This is a genomic window from Proteiniclasticum sp., assembly GCF_032054185.1.
Classification (GTDB): domain Bacteria; phylum Bacillota; class Clostridia; order Clostridiales; family Clostridiaceae; genus Proteiniclasticum.
Genome location: NZ_DAMBTF010000013.1, coordinates 69,564 through 94,990, shown reverse-complemented (window position 1 = coordinate 94,990; position 25,427 = coordinate 69,564). Strand labels below are relative to the sequence as shown.

Annotated in this window: 24 protein-coding genes; 6 read left to right on the top strand and 18 right to left on the bottom strand. The window is 43.6% G+C overall.

Annotated features, from left to right (window positions below):
• Nucleotides 1-174 precede the first annotated feature (174 nt).
• Nucleotides 175-1,203 carry a [citrate (pro-3S)-lyase] ligase gene (citC, locus tag RTX25_RS09060; RefSeq protein ID WP_312652907.1) on the bottom strand — a complete coding sequence of 343 codons (1,029 nt, stop codon included), beginning with the start codon at nucleotides 1,201-1,203 and terminating at the stop codon, nucleotides 175-177.
• 687 nt (nucleotides 1,204-1,890) lie between these two features.
• Here citC and RTX25_RS09055 point away from each other — a divergent pair.
• The 4 genes from RTX25_RS09055 to RTX25_RS09040 are packed head-to-tail and all read left to right on the top strand — an operon-like array spanning nucleotide 1,891 to nucleotide 5,101.
• Nucleotides 1,891-3,327, top strand: coding sequence for a pyruvate carboxylase subunit B (locus tag RTX25_RS09055; RefSeq protein ID WP_312652905.1), 1,437 nt, complete (start codon nucleotides 1,891-1,893; stop codon nucleotides 3,325-3,327).
• A gap of 1 nt (nucleotide 3,328) precedes the next feature.
• A complete protein-coding gene (locus RTX25_RS09050; protein ID WP_312652903.1) occupies nucleotides 3,329-3,622 on the top strand; it encodes an OadG family transporter subunit in 294 nt (97 codons plus the stop codon).
• Between the two features lie 13 nt (nucleotides 3,623-3,635).
• Complete coding sequence (locus tag RTX25_RS09045; protein ID WP_312652901.1) at nucleotides 3,636-3,980, top strand: biotin/lipoyl-containing protein; 345 nt, start codon at nucleotides 3,636-3,638, stop codon at nucleotides 3,978-3,980.
• An 8-nt stretch (nucleotides 3,981-3,988) separates the two neighbouring features.
• The gene (locus RTX25_RS09040) at nucleotides 3,989-5,101 is read left to right on the top strand and encodes a sodium ion-translocating decarboxylase subunit beta (RefSeq protein ID WP_312652899.1); all 1,113 of its coding nucleotides are present in this window, start codon (nucleotides 3,989-3,991) and stop codon (nucleotides 5,099-5,101) included.
• 66 nt (nucleotides 5,102-5,167) lie between these two features.
• On the opposite strand, the gene manA is transcribed toward RTX25_RS09040, so the two are convergent.
• From manA to RTX25_RS08990, 10 genes are all read right to left on the bottom strand, one after another.
• On the bottom strand, nucleotides 5,168-6,112 hold the full coding sequence (gene manA, locus RTX25_RS09035; RefSeq protein ID WP_312652897.1) for a mannose-6-phosphate isomerase, class I: 945 nt from the start codon (nucleotides 6,110-6,112) through the stop codon (nucleotides 5,168-5,170).
• Between the two features lie 321 nt (nucleotides 6,113-6,433).
• Complete coding sequence (locus tag RTX25_RS09030; protein ID WP_312652895.1) at nucleotides 6,434-7,819, bottom strand: oxaloacetate decarboxylase subunit alpha; 1,386 nt, start codon at nucleotides 7,817-7,819, stop codon at nucleotides 6,434-6,436.
• Complete coding sequence (citX, locus tag RTX25_RS09025; protein WP_312652894.1) at nucleotides 7,819-8,373, bottom strand: citrate lyase holo-[acyl-carrier protein] synthase; 555 nt, start codon at nucleotides 8,371-8,373, stop codon at nucleotides 7,819-7,821. The genes RTX25_RS09030 and citX overlap by 1 nt, the downstream gene beginning before the upstream one ends.
• Before the next feature lie 24 nt (nucleotides 8,374-8,397).
• Nucleotides 8,398-9,936, bottom strand: a complete 1,539-nt coding sequence (gene citF, locus RTX25_RS09020; protein WP_312652892.1) for a citrate lyase subunit alpha — start codon at nucleotides 9,934-9,936, stop codon at nucleotides 8,398-8,400.
• 2 nt (nucleotides 9,937-9,938) lie between these two features.
• On the bottom strand, nucleotides 9,939-10,829 hold the full coding sequence (locus RTX25_RS09015; protein WP_312652890.1) for an aldolase/citrate lyase family protein: 891 nt from the start codon (nucleotides 10,827-10,829) through the stop codon (nucleotides 9,939-9,941).
• Entirely contained in the window at nucleotides 10,817-11,137 is a 321-nt protein-coding gene (gene citD, locus RTX25_RS09010) for a citrate lyase acyl carrier protein (RefSeq protein WP_312652888.1), read from the bottom strand. Before citD ends, RTX25_RS09015 begins: the two co-directional genes overlap by 13 nt.
• Before the next feature lie 486 nt (nucleotides 11,138-11,623).
• Nucleotides 11,624-11,767 carry an OadG-related small transporter subunit gene (locus RTX25_RS09005; protein ID WP_312652886.1) on the bottom strand — a complete coding sequence of 48 codons (144 nt, stop codon included), beginning with the start codon at nucleotides 11,765-11,767 and terminating at the stop codon, nucleotides 11,624-11,626.
• 25 nt (nucleotides 11,768-11,792) lie between these two features.
• On the bottom strand, nucleotides 11,793-12,908 hold the full coding sequence (locus tag RTX25_RS09000; RefSeq protein ID WP_312652884.1) for a sodium ion-translocating decarboxylase subunit beta: 1,116 nt from the start codon (nucleotides 12,906-12,908) through the stop codon (nucleotides 11,793-11,795).
• A gap of 18 nt (nucleotides 12,909-12,926) precedes the next feature.
• A complete protein-coding gene (locus RTX25_RS08995; protein WP_312652882.1) occupies nucleotides 12,927-13,313 on the bottom strand; it encodes a biotin/lipoyl-containing protein in 387 nt (128 codons plus the stop codon).
• Between the two features lie 13 nt (nucleotides 13,314-13,326).
• Entirely contained in the window at nucleotides 13,327-13,656 is a 330-nt protein-coding gene (locus tag RTX25_RS08990; protein ID WP_312652880.1) for a hypothetical protein, read from the bottom strand.
• A gap of 365 nt (nucleotides 13,657-14,021) precedes the next feature.
• Between RTX25_RS08990 and RTX25_RS08985 the strand changes: the two genes are divergently transcribed.
• Complete coding sequence (locus tag RTX25_RS08985; protein ID WP_312652878.1) at nucleotides 14,022-15,392, top strand: citrate:proton symporter; 1,371 nt, start codon at nucleotides 14,022-14,024, stop codon at nucleotides 15,390-15,392.
• Nucleotides 15,393-15,554: 162 nt separating this feature from the next.
• Here the strand turns inward: RTX25_RS08985 and citG are convergent, their stop codons facing one another.
• From citG to RTX25_RS08965, 4 genes are all read right to left on the bottom strand, one after another.
• On the bottom strand, nucleotides 15,555-16,442 hold the full coding sequence (gene citG, locus RTX25_RS08980; RefSeq protein ID WP_312652876.1) for a triphosphoribosyl-dephospho-CoA synthase CitG: 888 nt from the start codon (nucleotides 16,440-16,442) through the stop codon (nucleotides 15,555-15,557).
• Complete coding sequence (locus RTX25_RS08975; protein ID WP_312652874.1) at nucleotides 16,432-17,154, bottom strand: GntR family transcriptional regulator; 723 nt, start codon at nucleotides 17,152-17,154, stop codon at nucleotides 16,432-16,434. The genes citG and RTX25_RS08975 overlap by 11 nt, the downstream gene beginning before the upstream one ends.
• Nucleotides 17,155-17,350: 196 nt before the next feature.
• Nucleotides 17,351-18,955, bottom strand: coding sequence for a mannitol dehydrogenase family protein (locus tag RTX25_RS08970; RefSeq protein WP_312652872.1), 1,605 nt, complete (start codon nucleotides 18,953-18,955; stop codon nucleotides 17,351-17,353).
• 208 nt (nucleotides 18,956-19,163) lie between these two features.
• Complete coding sequence (locus tag RTX25_RS08965) at nucleotides 19,164-19,328, bottom strand: hypothetical protein (RefSeq protein ID WP_312652870.1); 165 nt, start codon at nucleotides 19,326-19,328, stop codon at nucleotides 19,164-19,166.
• A gap of 356 nt (nucleotides 19,329-19,684) precedes the next feature.
• Here RTX25_RS08965 and RTX25_RS08960 point away from each other — a divergent pair, with 356 nt between their 5' ends.
• Nucleotides 19,685-20,209: a hypothetical protein gene (locus tag RTX25_RS08960; RefSeq protein ID WP_312652868.1), complete on the top strand. Its 525-nt coding sequence runs from the start codon at nucleotides 19,685-19,687 to the stop codon at nucleotides 20,207-20,209.
• 2,286 nt (nucleotides 20,210-22,495) lie between these two features.
• Here RTX25_RS08960 and recR read toward each other — a convergent pair.
• The 3 genes from recR to dnaX all read right to left on the bottom strand — a co-directional run bounded on the left by recR (nucleotide 22,496) and on the right by dnaX (nucleotide 25,292).
• Nucleotides 22,496-23,095, bottom strand: a complete 600-nt coding sequence (recR, locus tag RTX25_RS08955; protein WP_312652866.1) for a recombination mediator RecR — start codon at nucleotides 23,093-23,095, stop codon at nucleotides 22,496-22,498.
• A 64-nt stretch (nucleotides 23,096-23,159) separates the two neighbouring features.
• The gene (locus RTX25_RS08950) at nucleotides 23,160-23,492 is read right to left on the bottom strand and encodes a YbaB/EbfC family nucleoid-associated protein (RefSeq protein WP_312652864.1); all 333 of its coding nucleotides are present in this window, start codon (nucleotides 23,490-23,492) and stop codon (nucleotides 23,160-23,162) included.
• Nucleotides 23,493-23,558: 66 nt separating this feature from the next.
• Entirely contained in the window at nucleotides 23,559-25,292 is a 1,734-nt protein-coding gene (gene dnaX, locus RTX25_RS08945; protein WP_312652863.1) for a DNA polymerase III subunit gamma/tau, read from the bottom strand.
• Between the last annotated feature and the right edge of the window lie 135 nt (nucleotides 25,293-25,427).

The window sequence follows — 25,427 nt, the reverse complement described above, 5'->3', positions numbered from 1 at the left end:
ATCATACGGGGTTCTATTCTCTTTTATTTTTCCTACAATAATTTTACACTAGCATCGATAAACCAGACGTGATCATTCCCATTAAGGGAGAAATCTGCTGTCTGTGCAGATGATGAATCTGATAATTGATGTCCTATGAGGATCTTATCTGAATGAAAGAAATTGCATAGCCTCTTATTTGCTGATTTTCAGTTTTTCCTGTATCTTTTTGCCTTCATCGGAAACCAGAAATTCATAAGTGGTTTCAGGAACAAGGCTTCTGAGTTCATGGACTCTGTCTTCTTTAAGATACGCTCGTACACGAGATGCGCTGATGACCTCACCATCTGATTCCATTCTCGGAATGATGACAAGCTTCATCTCGTCCCCAAACTCTTTTTTCATCACTTCATTATATATATTCGTTGCAAAGGACAGGGGTTCTTCACCGACAAACCTTGTTGTGATCCCTAGAGCCTTGGCAATATGATTCCTGAAGATCTTCGCATCAAGGCTAGCCTGAATTTCCGTCACATCTTTATCCTCTTTCAGGAAATAAGAGGGAAAAGTCTTTGCGGAAACCATATAATCACCTGTCTCATGAATCATGACGTTTTTCAGATGGCTTGTACCCTTTCTGACCAGTTCCATCCTCACATGAGCTGGAAAAACGGATAAGTCTTCCGACAGTACAAACACATGAAGAATATCGCTTGCCTGTGCTGCCTTTTCAATCAGATACTGATGACCAAGGGTAAATGGATTGGCATTCATTACGATGCCGGAAACGCTCTGAGCTTCGATCTTTCTGGTCCTTAGCTTATCTAAGAAGTCATTGAATCCATGAACGGCTTTTTCCATAAAGACCAGGTCATCTCCCACACGTTCGATTTCTTTAAATCCTAAATATGCAAAAGACATGACCGACTGCGGTTTTGTGTAGACATAACAGGAAACGAATCCAGCCTCGAACACCTCTGTCATGAGATGGGAAATAAGAAGACTGATCACTTCCCCTCCTGTATACTGTCTGCACACAGCAATGCATTTCAGGACGTTCTGATGGCGGGATCCAGTTGCCACGAGCTTTTCCCCAGCATAGATGCCCACCGTATATTCAACCTGCTCTTCCGAACGGATTCCTGCAGCAATGAGCAGTTTTTCCCATTCTTCTCTTGCATTTCTGCTTCTTCGAATCCACATTCTCTGTATTGAATAATCCATGAAATCACTTCACTCTCCTATAGGTCTATCTGTGTACAGTTTCTCTTCATCTCATCATATATTTTTATTATACGATAACTTTTTATACCCATGTGCTTTTTATCTGCATTTTGTCGGCACATCAAAAAGAATAAAGTTCAGTATCATGGTTCATGTTCCTGATATGAACTAAACAGCATGACTATGAATCTTCTCATGCAGACATGCTGACGGTGATTCTGGAAGTATGGTAGCTGATCTATCCCTGCAATCCAAATAGAATCGTCATCACAATAACCGATCTTCTATAAAGTCATACCTTTTTTCGAAGCTGATATTGAAATCGAATCCTATAACTGGATTCGACTCATTCCCTCCATTTTGGAATAGAGTGGAAAATGAAACCATTGCATATTTCATCTTCGATCTACATAAAATGAACTCATCGTCGATAAAGTACACGTAGGAAAGACAATCGTGCACTTTATCGGTACGCATGGTTATATTTTTAACAATGCATCGCAATTCGTATATTTTAGGCGATATTTCAGTAAAGTTCTGTTGTTACAACGTTAGTAATCGTTTATACTAATATTGATTGAAACTATAAAAGTCTGTCTGGATAAAAATAAAGGAAGGTATTTTCACCTTTACCTGTTTTCTCTGGAAAGACATTCTATAAATACGTCATCATAGGAGGAAAATGCAATGACCAAAGTCTTACTCAATGATCTGACGGTCAGAGACGGTAATCAGAGTCTCCTCGCAACCAGAATGGAGAAGGAAGACATTTTAAAACTTGTCGATGCTCTGGACAAAGTCGGATTCAACGCCCTTGAAGTATGGGGCGGTGCAACTTTTGATTCCGCGCTCAGATTTCTTAATGAAAGCCCATGGGAAATCTTAAGAGAAATCAGAAAAGCAGCCAAAAAAACAAAACTGTCGATGCTTCTTAGAGGCCAGAACCTTGTGGGATACAGGCATTACGACAATGATACTCTTGAAAGATTCATCAGGCTGGCCATCGAAAACGGCATAGACATCATCAGGGTCTTCGATGCACTCAATGACATGAACAACATCGAGAATTCGGTTAAATTCATCAAAAAACACGGTGGACACTGCCAGTGTGCAATCAGCTACACCGTAAGTCCAGTACATACAGAGGAATACTTCGTAAATCTGGTGAAGAAGATGGCTGAAATGGGTGCTGATTCCATCTGTATCAAGGACATGGCCGGAATCCTGGTTCCGGATGCAGCCTACAGCCTGGTCAAGGCACTGAAGTCCGTAACGGATCTACCGATCAACGTACATAGCCATACCACTGCTGGTCTTACTCACCTTGTGATGCTTAGAGCTATGGAAGCAGGTGCGGATATTGTTGATACCGTAATCTCACCATTCTCTGGCGGTACAAGCCATATTGCGGCAGAAACCATTTTCGAAACAGCCAAGAACATCGGCAGAGAAGTGGAATATGATGCTGAAGCTCTGGATGAAGCGTATGAACTTGCAGATAAGATTGCTCAGAAGTACATTGATAGCGGTCAGTACAAAGCAAGAGCTCTTGTCATCAATCCGAAGATTCTTAAGTATGAGGTACCAGGCGGAATGCTCTCGAACCTCATGAGTCAGCTCCAGGATCAGAAGATGTTCCACAGATTCACAGAAGTACTGAAGGAAATTCCTGAAGTCAGAAAAGATATGGGCTATCCGCCTCTTGTCACCCCTCTTTCACAGATGGTAGGGACTCAGGCGGTCATGAATGTCATCAGCGGTCAGCGCTACAAGATGATTCCCAATGAAATCAAGACCTACCTGAGAGGTGGCTATGGAAAATCTCCTGCACCTATCGACGATGAAATCGTAAAGATGATTCTTGGAGACGAAAAAGTGGAAGCCCCAAGAGAAATCTCCTCTCTTTCTCCGGTTTTTGATGAAGCAAAAAAAGAAATGGAAGAAAAGCTCGGACGTCCTGCCAAGGACGAGGAAGTGCTGTCCTACATCATGAATCCTCAGCAGGCTGTTTTGAAACCCAAGACAGCAGAAACTCAGACAGGAACCGTTTCTACCGCACAAGAGACCAAAGACGAGAATAAAGCAGTAGAATTTGAAATGATCATTGAAAGGCAGGTAAGATAGTATGGATATCAATAATTTTCAGTTTGCTGATGGTATAACCATGTCCATCTTCGCCATGCTGGTGGTATTTATCATTCTCATCCTTCTTCAGTTCATCATCTATGCATTCAGATTCCTGCCACAGGATCTGAACGGCAAGAACAAAGCCGCGGAAATTCTTCCTCCATCTGCTCCCGCTTTCGGACAGGATGATGATGAAGAGGAAAGAATGGTTGCTATGCTTACTGCATCAGCTCTTGCTAAGGAAGAATATCAGGGAAATGTCAAAATAAAATCTGTAAAGAGAATAGGGTAAGGAGTTTAATAAGATGAAAACATATAAGATTACGGTCAACGGAAAAGTATATATGGTGGAAGTTGAAGAAGCAGGCGCAAATGAAACTGCAGCCGCACCGGTTCAGCAGGTAGCTCCGGCAGCACCTTCTGCAGGAAATGACGAGAAAATCGAAGCACCGATTCAGGGAACCATTCTGTCCGTAAAAGCCCAAGTCGGCACAGTTGTCAAGAGAGGCCAGATCCTCGCCATCCTTGAAGCCATGAAGCTTGAAAATGAAATCGTGTCTCCTTTTGACGGAACCGTGACAAGTGTCCTGATCAAGGAAGGACAGGTTGTAGATAACGGTACTCTTCTAATGTCCATCCGCACAAAGTAGGTGACACGATGTTAGAAATACTTAAAGACTTTTTTGCCAGCAGCGGCCTTGTGCAGCTGGACGGCAGAGCACTGCTCATGATCGCCATTTCGTTATTTTTTCTTTATCTTGCAATATATAAGAAATATGAACCATATCTACTTGTTCCTATAGCTTTTGGTATGCTTCTTGTCAATCTGCCCGGAAACGGACTGATGCAGGAAGGTGGTCTGCTGAAGCTCCTTTATAAGGGAATCGAGACAGGGATATATCCATCACTGATCTTCCTTGGTGTCGGTGCATCGACGGACTTCAGTCCTTTGATTGCAAATCCTAAAAGCCTTCTCCTTGGAGCAGCTGCGCAACTTGGTATCTTCTTTGCTTTCCTTGGCGCTATTCTTCTCGGCTATACAGCTCTTGAAGCGGCTTCCATCGGAATCATCGGAGGAGCGGACGGCCCGACAGCCATTTATCTGACCAGTCAGCTTGCAGACCATCTTCTTGGTCCTATAGCACTTGCGGCATATTCCTATATGGCTCTTGTACCCGTCATTCAGCCGCCGATCATCAAGCTGCTGACGACCAAAGAAGAAAGGCAGATCAAGATGAAACAGCTTCGTCCGGTAAGTAAACTGGAAAGAATCCTGTTTCCGATCGTTGTCACAATAGTGGTCATTCTGCTTGTTCCTAGCGCTTCACCGCTGATCGGTATGCTTATGTTCGGTAACCTGATCAAAGAAGTCGCCATCGTACCTAATCTGGTTGAAGTGGCGAAGAATGCCATCATGTACATAGTAACCATCCTCATCGGTCTGACTGTAGGTGCAAAGGCTGATGCCGATACGCTCCTTAATCCTAAGACACTTGGAATCATTGCACTTGGCCTTATAGCTTTCTCCATAGGAACCGCAGCCGGTGTGCTCTTCGGAAAACTCATGTGTAAGGTCACTAAGGGACAGATCAACCCTATGATCGGTGCGGCTGGTGTATCTGCAGTACCGATGGCAGCAAGAGTCGTTCAGAAAGTCGGACAGGAAGAAGATCCTTCAAACTTCCTCCTCATGCATGCCATGGGTCCTAATGTTGCAGGTGTCATCGGTTCAGCAATTGCTGCCGGTGTACTTCTCAATTTCTTCGGTTAACTTCTGTAAAAGAATAAAAAGCTCTCCCTGTAATCCGGGGAGAGCTTTTACTATACCTATTGATCTTCAGCAGCATAAACGGTCAATCCAGCAGGCAATGATTTCCAGATCTCCGCTTAATCCTGCTTCACTGCATAATGAGGTCAGAATGAAGTGATCGCCTTTTTCTGCTTTTGTCCCGTTGATTTTGCCCTGTCCTCCGATTACGCTGACAAGTGTGAATTCTTCAAGAGCTATAGCAGCTTCTCCATGAACAGCCCACTTTTCCACTGTGAAATACAGGGTGGAAAGATATCGTGTTATGGTAAGGTTCTTCTCCTCTCTGACCCTCACGTGGATAGAAAGATCTGTGGAAAGCACGTTCGCAACATCCTTCGCTTTTTCCACTTGAAGCTCTCTTCTATATCCATCCTGATCTACTCGATCATAGTCGTAGATTCTGTATGTTGTATCAGAGGACTGCTCGATCTCCAGAAGAACGATTCCCTCACCCACTGAATGAATGGTTCCCGAAGGAATATAGAAAAAGTCTCCTGGTTTCACACTGATTCTCTGAAGCAGATGATCAAAGTCGCCTTCATCGATCATTCTGATCAGAGCATCTTTTGTCCTGGCCTTGTGACCGATCACAACTTCAGCATCCTTTTCGCAGTCTATGATATACCAGCATTCAGCCTTTCCCAGCTCATCATCGTTCACCAGAGCATACTCATCGTCAGGATGCACCTGAACGCTCAGACTCTCGCTTGTCTCCAGCAGTTTAACGAGAAGCGGAAACACAGGCGATTCACTTCCTTTAAAGAGCTTTCTGTTCTCGCGGTATACTTCAGAGAGGTATTTCCCTTTATACACTCCGTTTTCAATCATGCAGTCTCCGTTTTTATGTGCTGAAATTGCCCAGCATTCTCCTGTCCGGCTGCTGCCTGTTTCATAACCGAAGTACTCTTTGAGCTTTGTCCCACCCCATATTCTATCGTGGAAAACGGGCTTCAGTTTCAGTATCTCTTGCATAGCTTACCTCGACTTCCAATAGATTTTTAGTATCTTTACATCCATTTTATTCAAGTGCAGTTTTCAGATGATTATTCAATGGACTGATCGATATACTCAGATCACTTAATCCTTGAATTCCCGGTAACTGTTCCGGATCATTCCATACTCTCTTGTCATGATTTCTAATCTTATTATACGATAAATCAAAAAATTCATGTGTTATTTCTGTAATTTATCCTATCTGCAGACTTAGTGAATACTTACCCCATTCTCTCAGCACATTCTTTCCTCAAATAAATCCAGAAATCCTCCAGGATACTTTACCCGGAGGATTTTCTATTACAGTATTACGGTTACGTTCTGGATTTCGATATCATAGAAGGGATCATTTCTTTTCTTCAGAAAAGGAAGAGCCAGTGTAGGGAATAATGCATACATGAGAACATCCTCTGTAGACTCTGCAAGATCGCCCAGTTCCTTCCTGAAGTTGTCCATTTCCGGCTTAAGAAGATCTGCAGGTCTCATCAGTAGAACCTCATCATTTCCGATGATTTTCTCTCTCATTTCCTTTGAAATCTCTCCTGGTGGTGTCCCATAGAGACCCTTGACATAGTCTTTGATTTCCTTAGGCACCATCTTGTACCGCTCACCGCTGACGACATTCATGAGTGCCTGAGTCCCTACCATCTGAGACAGAGGGGTGACAAGAGGCGGATATCCCAGCTCAGCACGTACTTTGGGTACTTCCCGAAGCACCTCTTCATAGAGATTTTCTTTGCGTGCTTCCTTCAACTGGGAAAGCAGGTTCGACAGCATTCCTCCAGGAACCTGATAAATCAGTGTATCCGGTTCCACGTCCATAACCTTGGGATTAAGAATGCCGTCCTTTCTGAACTGTTCCTTGATGGGTTTGAAATGCTCTGCCACTTCCTTTATATTATCGAAGTGGAGTCCTGTTTCATAACCCAGCTCCTCCAGGGCAATACCCAGGGATTCCGTAGCAGGCTGGCTCGTCCCACCGGAGAAGGTGGATACCGCGGTATCGATGACATCCGCACCCGCTTCCACTGCCTTCATGTAGGTCATTTCTGAAATTCCTGAAGTGGCATGAGTATGCACCTGTACCGGAATATCCGTGATTTCCTTGATTCCCTTAACAAGTTTGTAGGCGATATCCGGGGTCAGAATTCCCGCCATATCTTTGATTGCGATCGAATCCGCACCCATCTTGACCATTTCCGATGACAGTCTGACATAATAGTCCACTGTATGGATGTCGCTGATGGTATAGCAGATGCACATCTGACAGTGCCCGCCGTATTTTTTGATGGCTCTGACTGAGGTTTCCAGGTTTCTTAAATCATTAAGCGCATCAAACACACGAACGATATCTATACCGTTTTCGATGGCTTTTTCAATGAACGCCTCCACCACATCATCAGGATAATGCTTGTAGCCCAGAATATTCTGACCACGCAGCAGCATCTGAAGTTTCGTGTTTTTCACATGCTTTCTGATGATTCTCAGTCTCTCCCATGGGTCTTCGTTCAGATATCGAAGTGAAGCATCAAATGTAGCTCCTCCCCACACCTCGAGTGAATGGTATCCTGCTTCGTCCAGTTTCTCAAGGACAGGCAGCATCTGCTCCGTGGACATACGTGTCGCAATGAGGCTCTGATGGGCATCTCTAAGAATCGTATCCATAAAACGTATCTTCTTTTTCACTATAATCTCAGTCTCCTTTCCAGTTTCATCATTTTTTCGAGCTGTTCATGCAGCTCTTCCATGCTGTGTGCCCGGCTTCTCCCGCAGAGTCTGGCATTTTCTCTGCACACAAGGCAGAGGCGGGGAGTAAATCCAAGTTCAGTCCGGCTTACACTCCTTGCACCTTGCTCGTTGAGGGACAGCACATCTATATCATAGATCCTTCCTAAAGGTGTCTCTTCCTCCAGGATGACCATTTTTTCCTTAAGCACCTGAGGCTGGGCCTCCACCATCAGGAAAAGCTCCGGACCCGTCTTGAGGTCTAGTGCCTTCTGATAGTGGATGTCCAGCCCGCTCTGCATCAATCCGGCCAGGATATCCTCCCTGCCGATATCGAAGATCTGACGAATGACCTCATTGTTCTTCACAGGTCCCGGTATGTTCAGCTTAAAGCTGAGAATCGATTTTCCAGGAAATCTTTTCAGCAGCTTCAGCTGAAGTGCTGCCCGCTTCTCCCGAGTCTCCAATACCATATCCAGTGTGGGCTTATCGCCCTTTAAAAAAGTTCCGGTCATTTCATCATCCCTCGTTTTTCATTCTTAATCTCTGACCTTTCTGACCACGTCAATGAGGCTGCCGTCACGATACTCGATGAGTGCCACAACCTTCTCATCATAGATGATGGGATCAGGGGTACCTACTACAGCGTAAGCTTTTTCCTTCAGTTCTTCAATAGTGAACTGTGGAACATCAAGCTTCGCAAACGCTTCTATGAGATCTTTTCTTCCTGGATTCACAGCGATTCCAAGTTCAGTGACTACAACATCCACGCTTTCACCTGGTGTGATGACTGTATTCACCTTCTCCACGATGGTCGGAATTCTTCCTCGGATGATAGGGGTAAGAATAAGACTCAGCTTAGCTCCTGCTGCAGTATCGCTATGTCCGCCTGATGCACCTCGAATGACTCCATCTGAACCGGTCATGACGTTGACATTGAAGTCCGTGTCGATCTCCAGTGCAGATAAAACCACAACATCCAGCTGATCAACAGCAGCACCCTTTCCGCCTGGATTTGCATAGAATGAAGCACTGATTTCGTAGTGATTGGCATTGTTCTTTATGGAGTCAATGGCACCACGATCAAAGCTCTGGGTATCGATGACCTTGCCGATGAGTCCTTCTTCAAGCATTTCACACAGATGACCTGTGAGTCCTCCAAGTGCATACCCGGCCTTTATGCTGTCCTTTCTCATGGCATCTGCAAGGAACCTTGCAACAGCCAGAGTTGATCCGCCTGAACCTGCCTGGAAGGAGAACCCTTCCTTATAATAAGGAGAAGCTGTGATGACTTTGCAGGCATTCTCCGCGATGAGCAGTTCCTTGGGGTTGCTGGTGATTCTTGTCGCGCCCTTGGCAATACCGTTGGGGTCTCCGATGGATTCCACAACTACAACATAATCCACATGATTCTGCGGGATGCTGATGGGTGTATTGGGATAGGGAACAAGATTATCGGTGATGATGATTACCTTATCGGCAAACTCCGCATCAACACGAGCATATCCAAGGGATCCGCAGGTTGCCTTTCCATGAGAACCGTTGGCATTTCCGTAGCAGTCTGAGCTCGGTGCGCCAAGGAAAGCCACATCGATGTGGAGTTCTCCCTTTTCAATGGCTCTTGCTCTACCACCATGAGAACGGATCACTACAGGATTTTCCATAATTCCGTGGGATATGGCCGCACCCACCCTGTCACGAAGACCTGATGAGGTGATGTTTGTAATGACACCGTTTCTGATGTGATCGATGATGGGGTCATGAACATTGGCAATGGAACTTGATGCAAGGGTCAGGTTCCTGATGCCCATGTCTGCGATTTCGGCCATGACCATATTCAGTACAGCATCACCTTCTCTGAAATGGTGATGAAAGGATACAGTCATACCGTCCTTCAACCCGGATTTTGTGATGGCTTCCCGTATAGAACCGAGCATCTTGGAGTCACCAGGTGTCACACCTGCTACCTGTCCGGAAGCTCTCTTATATTCATGTTTCTTCGCATATTGCCCTTCGAAGACGCCGAAACTCTCCGCAAATTTCTGTGGAATTTCTCTTCCGATCTGATTTTGTGCCATGATTATTCTCCTTTCCTGTAGACTCCGGCAGCCTCTGCCAGTGTCAGTACACGTTCTGCTCGTTCCACAATAGGCTTGTCGATCATCTTGCCGTTCAGAGCGATTACGCCTGATCCCTTGGCTTCCGCCTCGGCGATGGCATTCATGACGCTTATGGCATTGCTGATTTCCTTCTCTGTTGGGATGAACACGGAATTGACTACAGGAATCTGTCTTGGATTGATGACGGATTTTCCATCGAAGCCCAGCTGCTTGATTATTTCAGTTTCTTTTCTCAGTGTCTCCTGATCATTGACATCGGAGAATACTGTATCAAGAGCCGCAATTCCTGTGGCTCTTGCCGCATGGACAATCATTGACCTGGCAAAGAAAAGCTCTTCGCTGTTTCTTTCCGCATAACGTCTTGTCTTCATGGCAGTGACATAATCTTCTGAGCCCAGTGCGATTCCGATGAGTCTTTTGCTTGACTGTGCAATGGACAGTGCATTCAGTACACCGACCGGTCCTTCAATGGCTGCCATAATCCTGGTTGAACCCACTTCTCGTCCGCACTGTCTCTCAGCTTCTTCGATGACGGCTTCAGTATCCAGTACATCCTGTGCTGTTTCGGTCTTTGGGAGTCTGATTACATCAATTCCCGCTCTGACCATGGCATGTACATCATCTCGTCCGCCCATATCCAGAGCATTGATTCTTACAACAGTTTCCACATTTCCATAATCAATGGTCTTCATAGCCTGATAGACGAGAAATCTTGAGGTATCCTTCTCTTTCAGAGATATGGAGTCCTCCAGGTCAAACATGATGGAATCTGCTCCATAAATATAGGCATCCCTAAGCATACCTGCATTACTTGCGGGAACAAACATCATCGTTCTTCTTAAACGTTCCATGCTTCCAATCCCTCCCAATCTATCTTGTCGATGGCGTTCGCAGCCCTATGGACTACTGCAACTGTTCTTGCGATGATGGTACAGTCCAGAGCACCCTTGTCTACCACAGTAAGTCTGGCATCTTCTACACCAAGATTATTCAAAGTGCTGCTTAGAACTTCGCGGATCCTTCTTCCATACTGGTTCTCCACGCTGCTTTTCAGCTCGATTTCAATTCCTTTTCCATCATTCTTGTCGATGATGATCTGAAGGTCTGAGGATTCGAGGGTTCCTGCAATGGCTTGCTTTTCAATGACGAACTTTTGCAAATTTATTCACTCCTTATTCTAATAATTTAATGTATTGCTCCACCATATTAATCCCGGAGCTCTATGAGGTTAAATGAAGGAATTTCTCGGATAAAAAATCCCGACATCTTCATTTTTTCATGTTCATGATTTCTGACATCATTCTGTTTCGCCTGATCCTGAAGGAATCTTTGCGACGCCTATGCGTAACAGGTCATCTAAATCCCTCATTTTAATGTCAGGAAACGTTTTCCCGCGGTTTATGGGGGCATGGATATTCCGGATTCTATCCCCCTGATGTTTTCCTTATATTCCATCAGCATTCTTTCGATTTTATTGGCTTCTTCCTGGAGAGAACCTGTGCATCTATTATGCTTTGCATAGAGATCTTTCCAGGAAGACCATCATATTCATTCTTATCTTCATTAATGAAATCTGTTGCGGAAGGGCACTTCAGGTTCCAGAGCTCCCTGTCTCCCTTCCGATCAGTTTCAGATATTGATCAGTCTATTTTTTCCCGTTGGGGAAAGCTTTCAGAAGAGCCAGACTGGCAAGGTACAGGATGATGGCAACTATGAATATGCCTGCCATTCCGAATCCCATGATTTCTAAAGCCTGTCCGATGAATTCGGACTGAAAATTAATGTTCATCTCGATTCTCCTTTCCTGCCCTGCGCTACATGAAGTAGGACAGGATCAGTCCGCCTGCAATTACAGAAGCAATCTGTCCTGAGACATTAGCACCGATGGCATAGTTGAGAACAAAGTTCTGCTTGTCTTCCTCGGATGCCAGTTTCTGTACAACTCGTGCGGACATCGGGAATGCGGAGATTCCGGCTGCACCGATCATCGGGTTGATCTTTTCCTTACGGAACAGATTCAGGAACTTTGCAAAGAGCACACCACCGATGGTGTCCATGACAAAGGCTACCAGTCCGAATGCGATGATCATGAGCGTCTGCACATTCCAGAACTGCTCTGCTGTCATCTTCACGGAAATGGTGAGTCCAAGAAGGATGGAAACGAGATTGACCAGCTCATTCTGTGCGGAACTGCTCAGTCTGTCCAGCACTCCGCATTCTCTAAGCAGGTTACCGAACATCAGGAACCCGACAAGAGGAAGTGAAGCGGGGGCGATAAATCCAGCCACCACTGTGATGACCAGAGGGAACAGGATCTTTGTCAGTCTGGAAACATTTGATGCCTTGTAGTGCATACGGATTCCACGTTCTTTTTTCGTTGTAACAAGCTTGATGGCAAAAGGCTGGATGATGGGCACCAGTGCCATATAGGAGTATGCCGCAACGGAGATGGGCCCAAGTAGAGTCGGAGCCAGTTCATTGGCAACGAAAATGGATGTTGGTCCATCGGCTGCTCCGATGATTCCAATCGACGCGGCTTCTCTGATGTCGAATCCGAAAATTACGGCTATGATGATGGTGAAGAAAATTCCGAACTGTGCTGCAGCTCCGAAGAGGAGCATGAAGGGGTTCTGCAGAAGAGGTCCGAAATCGATCATGGCCCCGATTCCGATGAAGATCAGAAGCGGGAAGAGCTCTGTGGTAATTCCGGCATTGAAGAGTACATTAAGTACACCTTCTGATTCACTGCCCGCCTGAGTCACAAGACCTGAATTCGGGAAGTTTACAAGAATGGTACCTAGCCCCATGGGAACCAGAAGCGTAGGTTCATATTCTTTCTTGATACCAAGATAAATGAGGACACCGCCGATCAGCATCATGATGATCTGGGGTCCAGTAATGGACATAATTCCTGAAATAATCTGTTCCAAGGTATTTCCTCCTACTAATTAAGCGATGGTGACAATAGGTGCGCCGACGTCTATGGCAGAACCCTTGGTGACATATACAGCAGTAACGGTTCCTGTCTTCGGAGCGACGATTTCGTTCTCCATCTTCATGGCTTCCAGTATGACCAGAACCTGATTTTCAGAAACTGCATCCCCTACCTTAACCTGAACATCAAGAATGTTCCCGGGCATTGGCGCTTCCATGGTGAGACCTTCACCTGAAGGAGCTACGGGTGCTGGGGCTGAAGGAGCTGGAGCTGAAGGAGCTGGAGCTGCTACGGAAGCTGAAGGTGCTGCAATGGGTCCAGGTCCTGGTGCGGTACCCAGTTCTTCCATTTCTACCATATACTCTTTCTCGTTGATCTTGATTCTGAATTTTCTTAACATGATTATCCCTACCTTACTCTTTATTTATTTCTGTAATGCTGACTAGTCTGAATGTTGAATCGGGCCGGTCTTCAGCAATAATGGCTGAAACTATGGCTGCTGCCATTTCTTTGTCTGTGTCGATACCTTGAATGTCTTTAATCCTGAAACTTGTATCAGGATAGCTTCCAGCTGCGATGGCTGAGGCTGCTACAGCGACCAGTTCCTTCTCTTCCGCTGAGATTTCCCTGAAGAAATCCACTTTGCCGGGAGACGAAACGCCAGCTGCTGCAACCGGTGCACTCTGATTCTCCTGATGCACAGGTTCCGGCTTTTTCTTCCTGAGGAAGTCAAATAAACCCATACTTTCCCCTCCTAGAATATCTTTAAAATAATACCATGTTCATTATATACTGTGTTTCAAAAATGATGTGTATTTCTGCTGTTCTTTCATTTCAGCCACTTAAGCTGTTTTTATCTCTTCCTTTCTTCCATCCGGATGGATATCTTTTTTTTACATAAATCCCTTTTCTGTCTGTAGATGGAACCAGCTGCCATAAAATACCCTTCTCGAAGGACCTCTATATATAATAGAAGCATCCCATGAAAGATTGATAGTTCCTGTCAAACCCTGTGTTTTTTAACTGTTCTTTCAATTTGGATATCTTGTTGCAAACGTTTATTTAAATTATACTGAACATGTTCAAAAACACCAAAGGAGTGAATTCAATGATAACTTTTCTGTCATGGGCAATGATCGCCGTCTTTATGACTCTGATCATGAAAAAGAAACTTACCCCTTTCTCAGCACTTATTATCGTACCTCTTGTCTTTGCACTTATCGGTTCTTTACTCGGGCTTTATGGTCCGCAGGTTACCGAACTTAAAGAAATCGCCAACCCCTCAATCCTGGATCAGATTCTGATTCTTGGAGACTGGACAGTTGATGGTGTCAAGAAAGTATCCGTAACTGCTGTCATGCTGCTATTTGCAATCCTCTACTTTGCCATCATGCTGAACGCGGGTATGTTTGATCCAGTCGTTAAGAAGATGATCAAGATTGCAAAGGGCGATCCGGTCAAAGTTCTTGTTGCTACAGCTATCGTTGCTGCTACTGTATCTCTTAACGGAGACGGTACAACAACAACCCTGATCTGCTGTACTGCCTTCATTCCGATCTACAAGAAGCTTGGACTGAAGATGATGAACCTTGGTGTTCTCGTCATACTCATGAACACCATCATGAACCTTCTACCATGGGGCGGACCTACTGCTCGAGTAATCTCAGTTCTTGGACTGAATGAGCAGGAAATCCTTAGAGCGCTTACTCCTGGAATGATCGGTTCTGTAATCTTCATGCTGGGTGTCGCATACTACATGGGCTTAAAGGAAAGAAAGAGACTGGGTATCCAGAATCTTACAGATGCAGATATCGAAGCATTAACTACACCTACAGATGAAGAAGAACTTAAGCTGAAGAGACCTAAGCTGGTCTGGGTAAATGGAATCATGACCATACTTCTCGTCATCATGCTGATCAAGGGAACTTTCCCATCAGTATTCCTGTTCCTCGTTGGAACCGCACTTGCGCTGGTCATCAACTACAAGTCACTGAAGGACCAGAAACAGAGAATTCAGGACAACGCCGGTGATGCTGCACAGGTTGTCATACTTGTACTGGGCGCTGGTATCTTCATGGGTCTTTTCACAAACTCAGGTATGGCAGATGCTCTGGCTCTTAGCCTTGCTAACGTCATCCCTACAAGCTGGGGAAGATTCTGGGGACTTATCGTGGCAGTCCTCTCCGCACCAGGAACATTCTTCCTGTCAAACGACGCTTTCTACTATGGTGTACTTCCTGTTCTGGCAGAAGCCGGAAAGCAGTATGGATTCACCGCACTGGAACTGGGTGTTGCTTCCCTTCTTGGACAGGCATTCCACCTGCTCAGCCCGCTGGTTGCATTCATCTACCTGCTGCTGAACCTTACAGGACTGGATATGGGCGAATGGCAGAAGGAATCTGCTAAATGGGCTTTGGGAATCTTCGTGATTTTCATCGCACTAGCCGCTGTAACAGGATCCGTTCCACTGTTCAAATAATATAATAGAGTCTTATAATAGACCGATACCGGTAATCTGGTATCGGTCTTTCATTTCGCTTCCATGTAGATTACGGCAGATTTTGTAGCAGCACCATATCCATCATATACAAAAAGAGACGGTTTGTCCTGATGGATTTTCCGTCTCTTCTATTCATGTGCGCTATTTAAGCAATCCTTCCAGTTTCCCGAAGAATATAGCCAGTGAGAGAAGATCTGCTGCCCCTCCCGGGCTTAGGTTCTTCTCTTTGAAATCAAGATTCATCTCTTCAAGAATCTCTCTGTAATGAGCCTGTCTCACCCCACCTGATGTGAGGAAAGCTTTCGCTGTTTCCTGTACATGATAAAGGGCATCTATGCCTCCACGGGTAACCACATTGGTATCCTCGGCATAAGCCATGAGCAGCACGAGGGTCTCCAGAAGTTTTTCTTCCAGCGTCAGATTCGTATCCTTCATCTCACGTAAGAGCGGAAGGGCTTTTTCCTTCAAAATGGGATAACCGGCTTCTGCTTCTCCTCGGATCCCAGTAAAGCCATGTTGAATGTACAGACGTTCTCCATGGGTGCGAGGACTGCGGTCCATCAAATCCATGAAGTCCTTCATCACAAGGCCCTGTGTCATCACCCTCACAAGATCAAATATCTCATCTGTATCTCTCGTCGTATATTCACCTTGCAGGGTTCGGTCTTTCTCGTAATGCCCGACAGCCGCGAGCACGATCCCCATGGAAAAAATGATGCCTTTATGGGTATTGACTGAATTCGTAGCCCCATACATTTTTTCTTCCACTTCCATCCCAAGCGGTCTGATTTTAGAGAAAAGCTCATCCGGAGAATCCATGTGGTCATATCCCGCATAAAAAAACTCCTGAAATCCGTGACTGATGCTCACAGCACTTCGAACGAAAGTGAAGATGTCCATATCCTTATGGGATCCTGCATCCTTTGCATCAACGAGACCTGGCTTCGGTGTCAGAATCACTTCAAAGAGAATGGATTCTGTTGCGAGATCCGCCATACCCTTGGCGAGCTCATTCCTGCTATTTCTCATTTTCTTTTTCCTTTTTTGAACTTACTTCCAGACGTTCCATGGTCTGAAGGATGAATATTTCCGAGAAGTCTAGATGCTCATTGATGATGGCTGTCAGCATCTCCACGTTCTGCTGCTTCATATACTTATATAGCAGCCAGTGTTCATCCAGCGCTTTTCGTCTTCTGTTATCCTCCGTCAGAGAAATATCACGGAAACGCACCAGATACTGTCTAAGCTTCTTTACAATGACATCAAGTCGGGGCATCCTTGCGAACCGGTAAATCATATCATTGAATTCCTTTGACAGCTCAACCACTAGCTTGACATTTCCAGATTCGTCGGCTTCGTCTGTTTTAACGAGAAGATGCCTCATTTCCTCGAATTCCGCTTCAGTCATGATCTTCATGGCATTGATTGTGGCCAGAACATCGAGCGCTTTTCTGATCTGATAGATTTCTTTTGCATCATCTATAGTGATTTTCTTCACCACTACTCCGTAGTGCGGCACATATTCTACCAGTCCTTCTTCCTGTATTCTTCTCAGGGCTTCTCTCACTGGAGTTCGGCTGATGTTCATTTTCTCCGAGTAAATGGATTCATTGATCCTTTCGCCGACTGGAATCACGCCTTGAATAATGGCGTCTCTCAGTCCTTCAAATACAATTTCATTCAGCGGTTTATTTTGTTTTAAATCAGTAAGTGCAACAATCTTAGAAAAATATTCTTCCATTTTACTCATCTCCAGCCAATATTGTTAAATTCTATCCATCTGTATACAGGCTAATTATAATTGAAAACCATCCTCAAAACTATGTATTTTTATGAAAAAACAGTGGAAATACAATCATAATATCCCTTGAACCTGATATGATTACATCATTTCTCAAGAAAAGAGGCGGCAATAGCCGCCCCTTTTCTGAAATTTGTTATCCTAAGTACTTTTTAAGTGTATCTCTTACCGCATTCTTACCTGCAATCAGTTCAAGGAACATTCCCTCAACCTTATCCGCAAGACCTACTTTTTTCAGATCCACACCGAAGAGTCCTTCATTTGAGAGGATTTCTTTCAGCTGACCTTTATAGGAGCTCTGATCTCCTACTTTGATTCCTGAAAGCTTAGCCTGCATTTCTTCCAGCATCGGATCGCTTGAAAGTTCGAAGCTTTCCATATTGTCATCTACGCCAAGAAGATATCTCAGCCATCCAGCAAGTGCCAGTGGAATGAAGGTAAGCTTAGATGAATCAAGATCATCTCTCTTCATGTATGACTTGATGGTTTCGCCGAATCTGATGGCAACCTTCTGGCTTGTATCGGTTGCGATTCTCTGTGGTGTATCAGGAATAAACGGATTTGGCAGTCTTTCTTCTATGACTTCCTTGATGAAGCTCTTTGGACTGATGATCTTCGGATCAACAACCACCGGCATTCCTTCTTCGTAGCCGATTTTTCCAACCAGTGCCTTAAGCTCTTTGTCATTCATCTCTGCTGAAATACTATCATAACCGAGTATGCAGCCATATACAGCAAGTGCTGTATGAAGAGGGTTCAGGCAGGTTGTTACCTTCATGGTCTCCGTCTGATTGACTGTATCTCTATCTGTAAAGTAAACCCCTGCTTTTTCAAGCTCAGGCTTGCCGTTAGGGAACTTATCCTCAACAACAAGGTACTGTGGCACTTCTGCATTGACATATGGTGCGATAAATGTATTCTTTGAAGTTACGATGGGTTCCATGGATTCAACTCCAAGTTCGTCCAGCTGCTTCTTTACGGATTCGGATGGTCTTGGTGTAATTTTATCGATCATGCTCCAAGGGAATGAAATCTTGCTTTCATCACTCAGGTAGTCGATAAAGCCTGCTTCTACAAATCCTCTGTCCAGCCATTCCTTGGCAATTCTCTTGACGGATACTTCAACTTTCTCGCCGTTGTGACTGCAGTTGTCCATGCTGACTACTGCCAGTGGATACTTGCCTTTCTGGTATCTTGCATAGAGCAGTGAGGTCACTACACTCATAGCATGGCTTGGGCTCTTTGGACCATTATCGAAATCCTTTGTCACAAATGGGAAGACGTCTCCATTGACATTCGTCAGTGCATATCCCTTTTCTGTAATGGTGAAACTGATCATCTGAAGACTTGGATTCTCGAAGATCTCCGTAAGTCTCTCCTTGTTCTTCTCATCGGAAAGGTTTGCTTTTATGCCTTCTGCGATACTTGCAACTACTGAGTTCGTTGTGGATCCGTCAGCATTCAGGCTGACCAGAAGTGTCAGGTTGTCATATGGATCGTAGATCTTGTCGATGATGTCAAAGTCAAATGTTTCAGCTGCGATGATTCCTTTATCGGCAGTTCCGTCTTCAAGCAATGTATTCTGCAGATTCGCAATAAATCCTCTGAAGATATTTCCCGCGCCGAAATGCACCCATACAGGATCTTTCTTTGTCTTCTCCACCATAGATTTATAGTCAAAATGAGGTACCTTTATGCCCTTACTTTCCAGTTCCTTAAAGCTCTCAACATTTAGTTGCATCTATTTTCACCTCTTATAATTATTTTGCCTGTCTTAATAACAGGAGTTTATGTATTCAGTTTATGCCAAAGAATAATAAATATCCACGGAATTATCCTGATAAAGCAATATTTCCCATTAACTCGAATGAAAACGCTATATCTCGATGAGCATCAGAAAAAAAACCAAAGAAATGCCAAGACATTTACGTCTTGGCAGGAATCTCAACTTATAGTCTTGGTAAAATGTAGGTGATCACAAAGTACAGTACAATCAGCAGTATTATGATATATGCTGCGTACTTGATAAATGTTGATCCTACACGACCTGGCTCTTCACGCCTGTCTATATTTCTCTTTTCGATATTTATGTCTTCATCTCTTCTATCTGCCATAAAAAATCTCCTCCTTAATATATTAGTAGTATTGCTCTGATTAATTAAGATTATAAAACTTAATTTTGTAAACTACAAAAGAGGTTTTGTATCTTTTTAGATAACGCGAGTTTAAAATCCTTATTAGTTTAAAAATTTCTGAAGAAAAGATTATGAAATATTTCCTCTGGAAAAATTCACATTTATAATTAATTCCTTGAACACGTTGCGATAACTTACTTCCAAAGCGACCTCTCTGTAGTATGCTACATTTTTCAAAAATGTTCACATTTCCTTTGGGCGACATCGGGTATACTTTTAACTTGAGGTATTTTTGTATTCATTTGTGTTTTGTAAAGGAAGGAAGATAGATTAAAATGATGTTTGATAAAATTTTCAGAGGTTATCGTGTTGTATCCAGAAGCTCTGTACTATCGCTAAAAAGTGGTCTTGCTGAAGAGATCAATGTAGGTTTCTATACAGATTATATGTCCACAAAAACCCAGTTTAGAAATGTTGGTGAGAGTATAACCCTTCAGTGGACACAAGATGGAGTCAGCAAAATTATCCTGCCCGATGCTGGTGTATCGGAAAACAGTATGCAGCTTAAAGGCTTCCTAGACTGGTACGGCAGATTCGAAAATCCGACAGTTGATAAAGCAATTGAAAGACTAGCAGGGTATGGATTTATCGATATCACGGAAGACGAAGCCCTGAAATCTGATCTCCAGAATCTCCTTGCTTACTACACAGAGGACAAAACTGAGAACCTATCTGCATCAGAAAAAGAGATGATTGAAGAGATTGCAAAGTACAATGCAGGTAATCTCAAACTAAGCCAGCTCAAGCATTATTTCAGTGACAAAACCACCATTTTTAGTGATTTGAAAAATAGAATATAAGTCGAACGATAAAGAGTGAAACTATATAAAATATATAGCTTCACTCTTTATTTTTGTATTTTTCCTTAGAATAATTAGTCATATCATCTCGTTTTGTGAATTCAATCCACGTTCTGTATCTGAGGAAGCAATCATAATAACAGTATGTGTGTGGAGAGATACAATTTACGAAGAGTATGATGATGAGATATATCTATATATAGTTCACCCTGGAGGTTTGCGAGGAAAACACTCATTAGTGATAATTAGTTCCGTGAATACTTCAATGACTCGATTTCAAGTTTATATGATGATGTGGATTTAAAGATTAATCTTCTGAAAGCCAGAGAATATCTTGAGATTGTGGATGAACCATTGAGAAATCTGAGCAACCCACAAGAAGTCCTCACCACCTCCTATAATAAAGCTCAAAAACTATATGTTGCTTGTCAGGAATTAGTGGATTTAGCTCAAAACTCACAAGGTAATCTTTAATCATTTACCTTAACTAAGAAGGAAAAAACGGATAATTTTTAGAAGCTTACAGATTGTTAGAAACTCAGATTACAGAAAAAGATGAATCATAGAAATTATTATTATATATAACAATTATATTTAAATATATTATCCAAACTTAGGGATTTGTAATTGTATTTATAATTATAGAGTCTTTAATGCTAGTGTTTACGATTCGAAATACAATAAAACACGATACCCTAATAACATAGAGAGAAGAGAAGTTATTTTATGATAAAAAATATGAAGTATAAAGGCATGTACATCATGCAGAAGCAGTGGATCTGGATCGAAAGATAGTATGCAAGTAGCTAGAAGGTGAGAAGCGGCCAGTGTACCAAGGGTTGGAAGTTGGGATTAACAAGCAGTCTCGATTTGTTCAAGGAATATATCCTAAATTGAATATTAGAATTAATAATATTTAGCAATAGTTTTCCATGTAATTCATATATAAAAATTAAATAGAAAGGAGGAATTATTTGTGGCTATTAAGCATACACCAACTGGAGTCATCCATAATGGAATTAAGGGCGGAAAGACTGGCTGCGGTACTAACACTAAAGACAACCCTAGTCACTGGGTTGAAACACATCAAAGAATCACCTGTGATAAAAACGGATGTAAAAACTAACGATTTGCCTTATAGAGGATAGCATCAATTATAGATGCTATCCTCTATTTTAAATTATTGAAATAGTCAACTCATATAATAGAATTTACAGTAGTTTTTCATCCTTCTGCTTTTCTTGTCCGAGTTCCGAGAGCTTAAGGCTCCCGTCAACCATCACACATAATATAGTAATCTCATGGGTTCCCGCATTCCAACTCCTAAAGTCAGGTATAAGGTGGAAGAAATAGACTTTATTGAAGGATGGAAGAGTGTTTATATCAAGGAATTAGTGCTGTGATTCATCAAGGAGAAGCTGCCTTATATGATGAGGTGGTTAACTGGAATCTGGTTGGTATGTGTTGGGTGAAAGTGAAAGACCGCTCCGTCATGGAGCGGCCATTAAGTTATCAGAATAACTTTATTTTACATCATCAACCTTATGTCACGCACGAATAAAGTAGTCCCAAAATACAAACAAAGTCCCATCTCCCCCCACCCTCTAGCCCACTATCCGCCCCATTCTTGAATTGACCTTAATTTACACAATTGTTTATTCAAAGCTTGTTTCTGCCTGTTTTTCACCCCTTTAAGTTGTTGTAGAACAGATTTTTACCCCCTATTTGTTTCAAAGTTCGAATATACTTGTCCCACCATTTTCTCCCCTCTTCCTCCATGTCTTCCTCCTGGTCTTTTTTCCTTTTCTTCCCTCTTTTCCCAAGAGTAATAACTGTGTAGAATGTAGTGATATCAACGCTTGAGCAAGGTATGTAATGCGCTACATATACGAGAAAGGCCCGAGAAGAAGAACGAGAAGTAATATACCAGGAAAGGTTAGGTTAAAGGCTAGTAAGAGGTCTCTAAATGACCTCTAATCATTCTGCCACAATGGTTTCATTCTTTGTCACACGCGTCCTCAGGGACGCCAGAAAGGGTAAGAATAGGGTGAATGGATGAGAGCTTTGGGGGAAAGGGATGGGTAAGGTGTGGGGAAATCGCTGGAATGAGCCTGTATCAAGGGATGAGGAAAAAGAAGAGGCGTCCGAACGGACGTGAAGGATGGGGGAAGGATTTGGGGGAAGACTAGGGTAAAAAAAGAGCGAAGCAGTTGATGCTGCTTATCGCTCTAAGGGGTGTTTAAATTTTTGGGATGACTTTATTAGGTTTTGACACCTTATTTTATTTTAAAGAATCTCTTTTCTACCTTCGAATGATTTGGAAAGTGTGATTTCATCCGCATACTCAAGATCACTGCCCACCGGCATTCCTGATGCAATTCTCGTCACTTTCACATCAAGCGGTTTAAGCACTCTTGAGATATACATCGCAGTGGCTTCACCCTCGATGGTGGAGTTCGTCGCGACAATGACTTCTTTAATCTCACCGGACATTCGTCTGACAAGTTCTTTGATTTTGATGTCCTCCGGTCCTCTTCCTGCCATGGGCGATATACTGCCGTGGAGCACATGATACACGCCATTGAAGTCTCTTACCCTCTCTATGGCCATGATGTCCTTAGGCTGCTCAACAACGCAGATGACGTTGTGATCGCGATTCGGATTCCCGCAGATTGCACAAGGATCCTTTTCTGTGTAGTTTCCGCAGACCTGGCAGTATTTGATTGTTCCTCTTGCTTTGATGAGTGCTTCTGCAAACTCGCGCACCTCATCCTCGGGAAGGTTCAAAACATGCAGGGTAAGTCTCTGTGCTGTCTTGTTACCGATACTGGGAAGCTTCGCGAATTCTTCGATCAGCTTCTCGATTGCAACTGGATAAAAATCCATTTATATTCCTCCATAATGCTCACCATCAAGTGAGCAGTCTACATGTCTTAACCTTTCAAAATGACTAAAACAGTCCTGGCATTCCTCCTGCGAGTTTACCCATGACCTTTTCCGCATCTTCATCAGCCATCTGCATAGCTGCATTTACAGCAGATAAGACAAGGTCCTGCAGCATTTCAACATCGTCAGGATCTACTGCATCCGGATCAAACTTAACATCCTGTAGTCTCTTCTTTCCATTAACCACTACTGTAACCGCTCCGCCGCCAGCAGACGCTTCATATTCCTTTGTTTCAAGCTCCTTCTGGTTCTTTTCCATATCCTTCTGCATTTTCTGTGCCTGCTTAAGCAGGTTGTTCATATTTCCTCCGCCCATTCCTGGGAATCCCTTTGCCATAACTTTATACCTCCATATATTTTATCTTTTTTTTAATGTACTATAACTTCGCATCCGGTGCAACTTCTATTCGTCGACCACATCGATGCCGAATTTCTTGAGGGCATCGTCAAAGCTCTCAGTTTCAGTCTCTTCTTCTTTCTCTGCACGTTCACCTTCTACAGTGAATCTGAATTTTACAGGTTCGCCTAAAATCGAGCTTGCAGCATCCTCAAGAATATCTCTGTTCTCTTTTTTCTCCAGTCTCTTCTTGCTGAATGCATATTCTTTTGTGAACCTTACCTCAATGACTCCACGATCGCATTTTACTGGCTGACCGACAATGATGGACGCCTGTATGATCATCTGTCTTCTCGCTTTAAGGGCTTCCATGATCTCCTTCCAGTTTCTTCTGACCAGATCAAGTGTTACCTTGCAGTCATCATTAAATGCTTCTTCCTCAATCCTGACCGCATTTTTGACTACCTTGAGCTCTTCCTTCCCGGTGAGTGGATGAGGCTTCTCATCTGCTGCTGCAGTCTTCTCTCTTTGAGGTGCCGCTTCCTTGACCTGAGCAGTCTGAGGCTTTACGGTTTCATCACCGCTCTTCTCCTTGAACTGTCCACGTCTCAGGAAGTCTTCTATAATCGAGAGTCTTCCGAGCATAGACTCGCTGGATGAATCCAGCTCGTTCTTTGTGAGACTGATGATGGCAAGTTCAAGATAGATTCTTGACTGCTTGCTGAACTTCGCCTGCTCCTCCGCCTTCTGTAGGTTTCTGATGATCCTTGTGATGACCTCATTGGATGCAATATCACCCTGACGCTTGATGACTTCAATGTCTTCTTTGGAAAGATCGATGACCTCTTCAGGGTTCGGCATGATCTTTGCAACCAGAATATTTCTGAAGTGCATGATGAGATCCTTGGTGAAGCTGTAGGGATCTTTTCCCCCATCGACCACCTCATCAAGTATTCTGATGGATTCCTTGACGTTTTTGCTCAGCATGGCTTCAGACAGTTTGAAAAGATTCTCCTGACCGGAAAGTCCCAGCATATCGAGAAGATCTTCGTATTCGAGTTTACCCTCTCCCATACTGATAGCCTGATCCATGATGGACAGTGCGTCTCTCATGGCCCCATCGGAGATTCGGGCGATGAGATCAAGGGACCGGTCTTCTGCATAGACGCCCTTGTCTGTTGCAATACGTCTTAACCGCTTTGAGATTTCCGTATATTTGATTCTCTTGAAATCGAATCTCTGACACCTTGAAAGGATGGTCACCGGCAGTTTCTGGGGATCCGTTGTCGCAAGGATGAACACCACATGCTCAGGCGGCTCCTCTAGTGTCTTAAGAAATGCGTTGACTGCTCCTGTTGAGAGCATATGGACTTCATCCAGGATATAGACTTTATACTTTCCTTCATGAGGCGGATACTGTACCTCGTCGATGAGATCTCTGATGTCATCCACCTTGTTGTTTGTAGCAGCATCCTGCTCCACAACATCAAGTGACATGCCTGCATCGATTTTCACGCACATGTGGCAGATGTTGCAGGGTTCTCCGTTTTTAAGATCCACACAGTTTAATGCCTTCGCCATGATCTTTGCGCAGGTGGTTTTTCCCGTTCCTCTTGTTCCGCTAAAAAGATATGCATGGCCAATGCGATTGGCTTTTATTTCATTGATGAGTGTGGTCGTGATATGTTCCTGACCGATCACATCGCTAAATACTCTAGGTCTCCATTCACGATAAAGTGCGGTATATGCCATGACCTTTTCACCTGCTTCCAAAATATTACTTACCTTATTATTATACATGAGATGACTCTCTTTTTCATGGAATCTGGGCAACTTCCCTAGAAACTCAGTGGCTTGACAAAACTTAACTAAATTGAAAATTCAGACTTATAGTGCTATGTTGATAGTAGTAAGATCATATTCAGCAAAATCAGA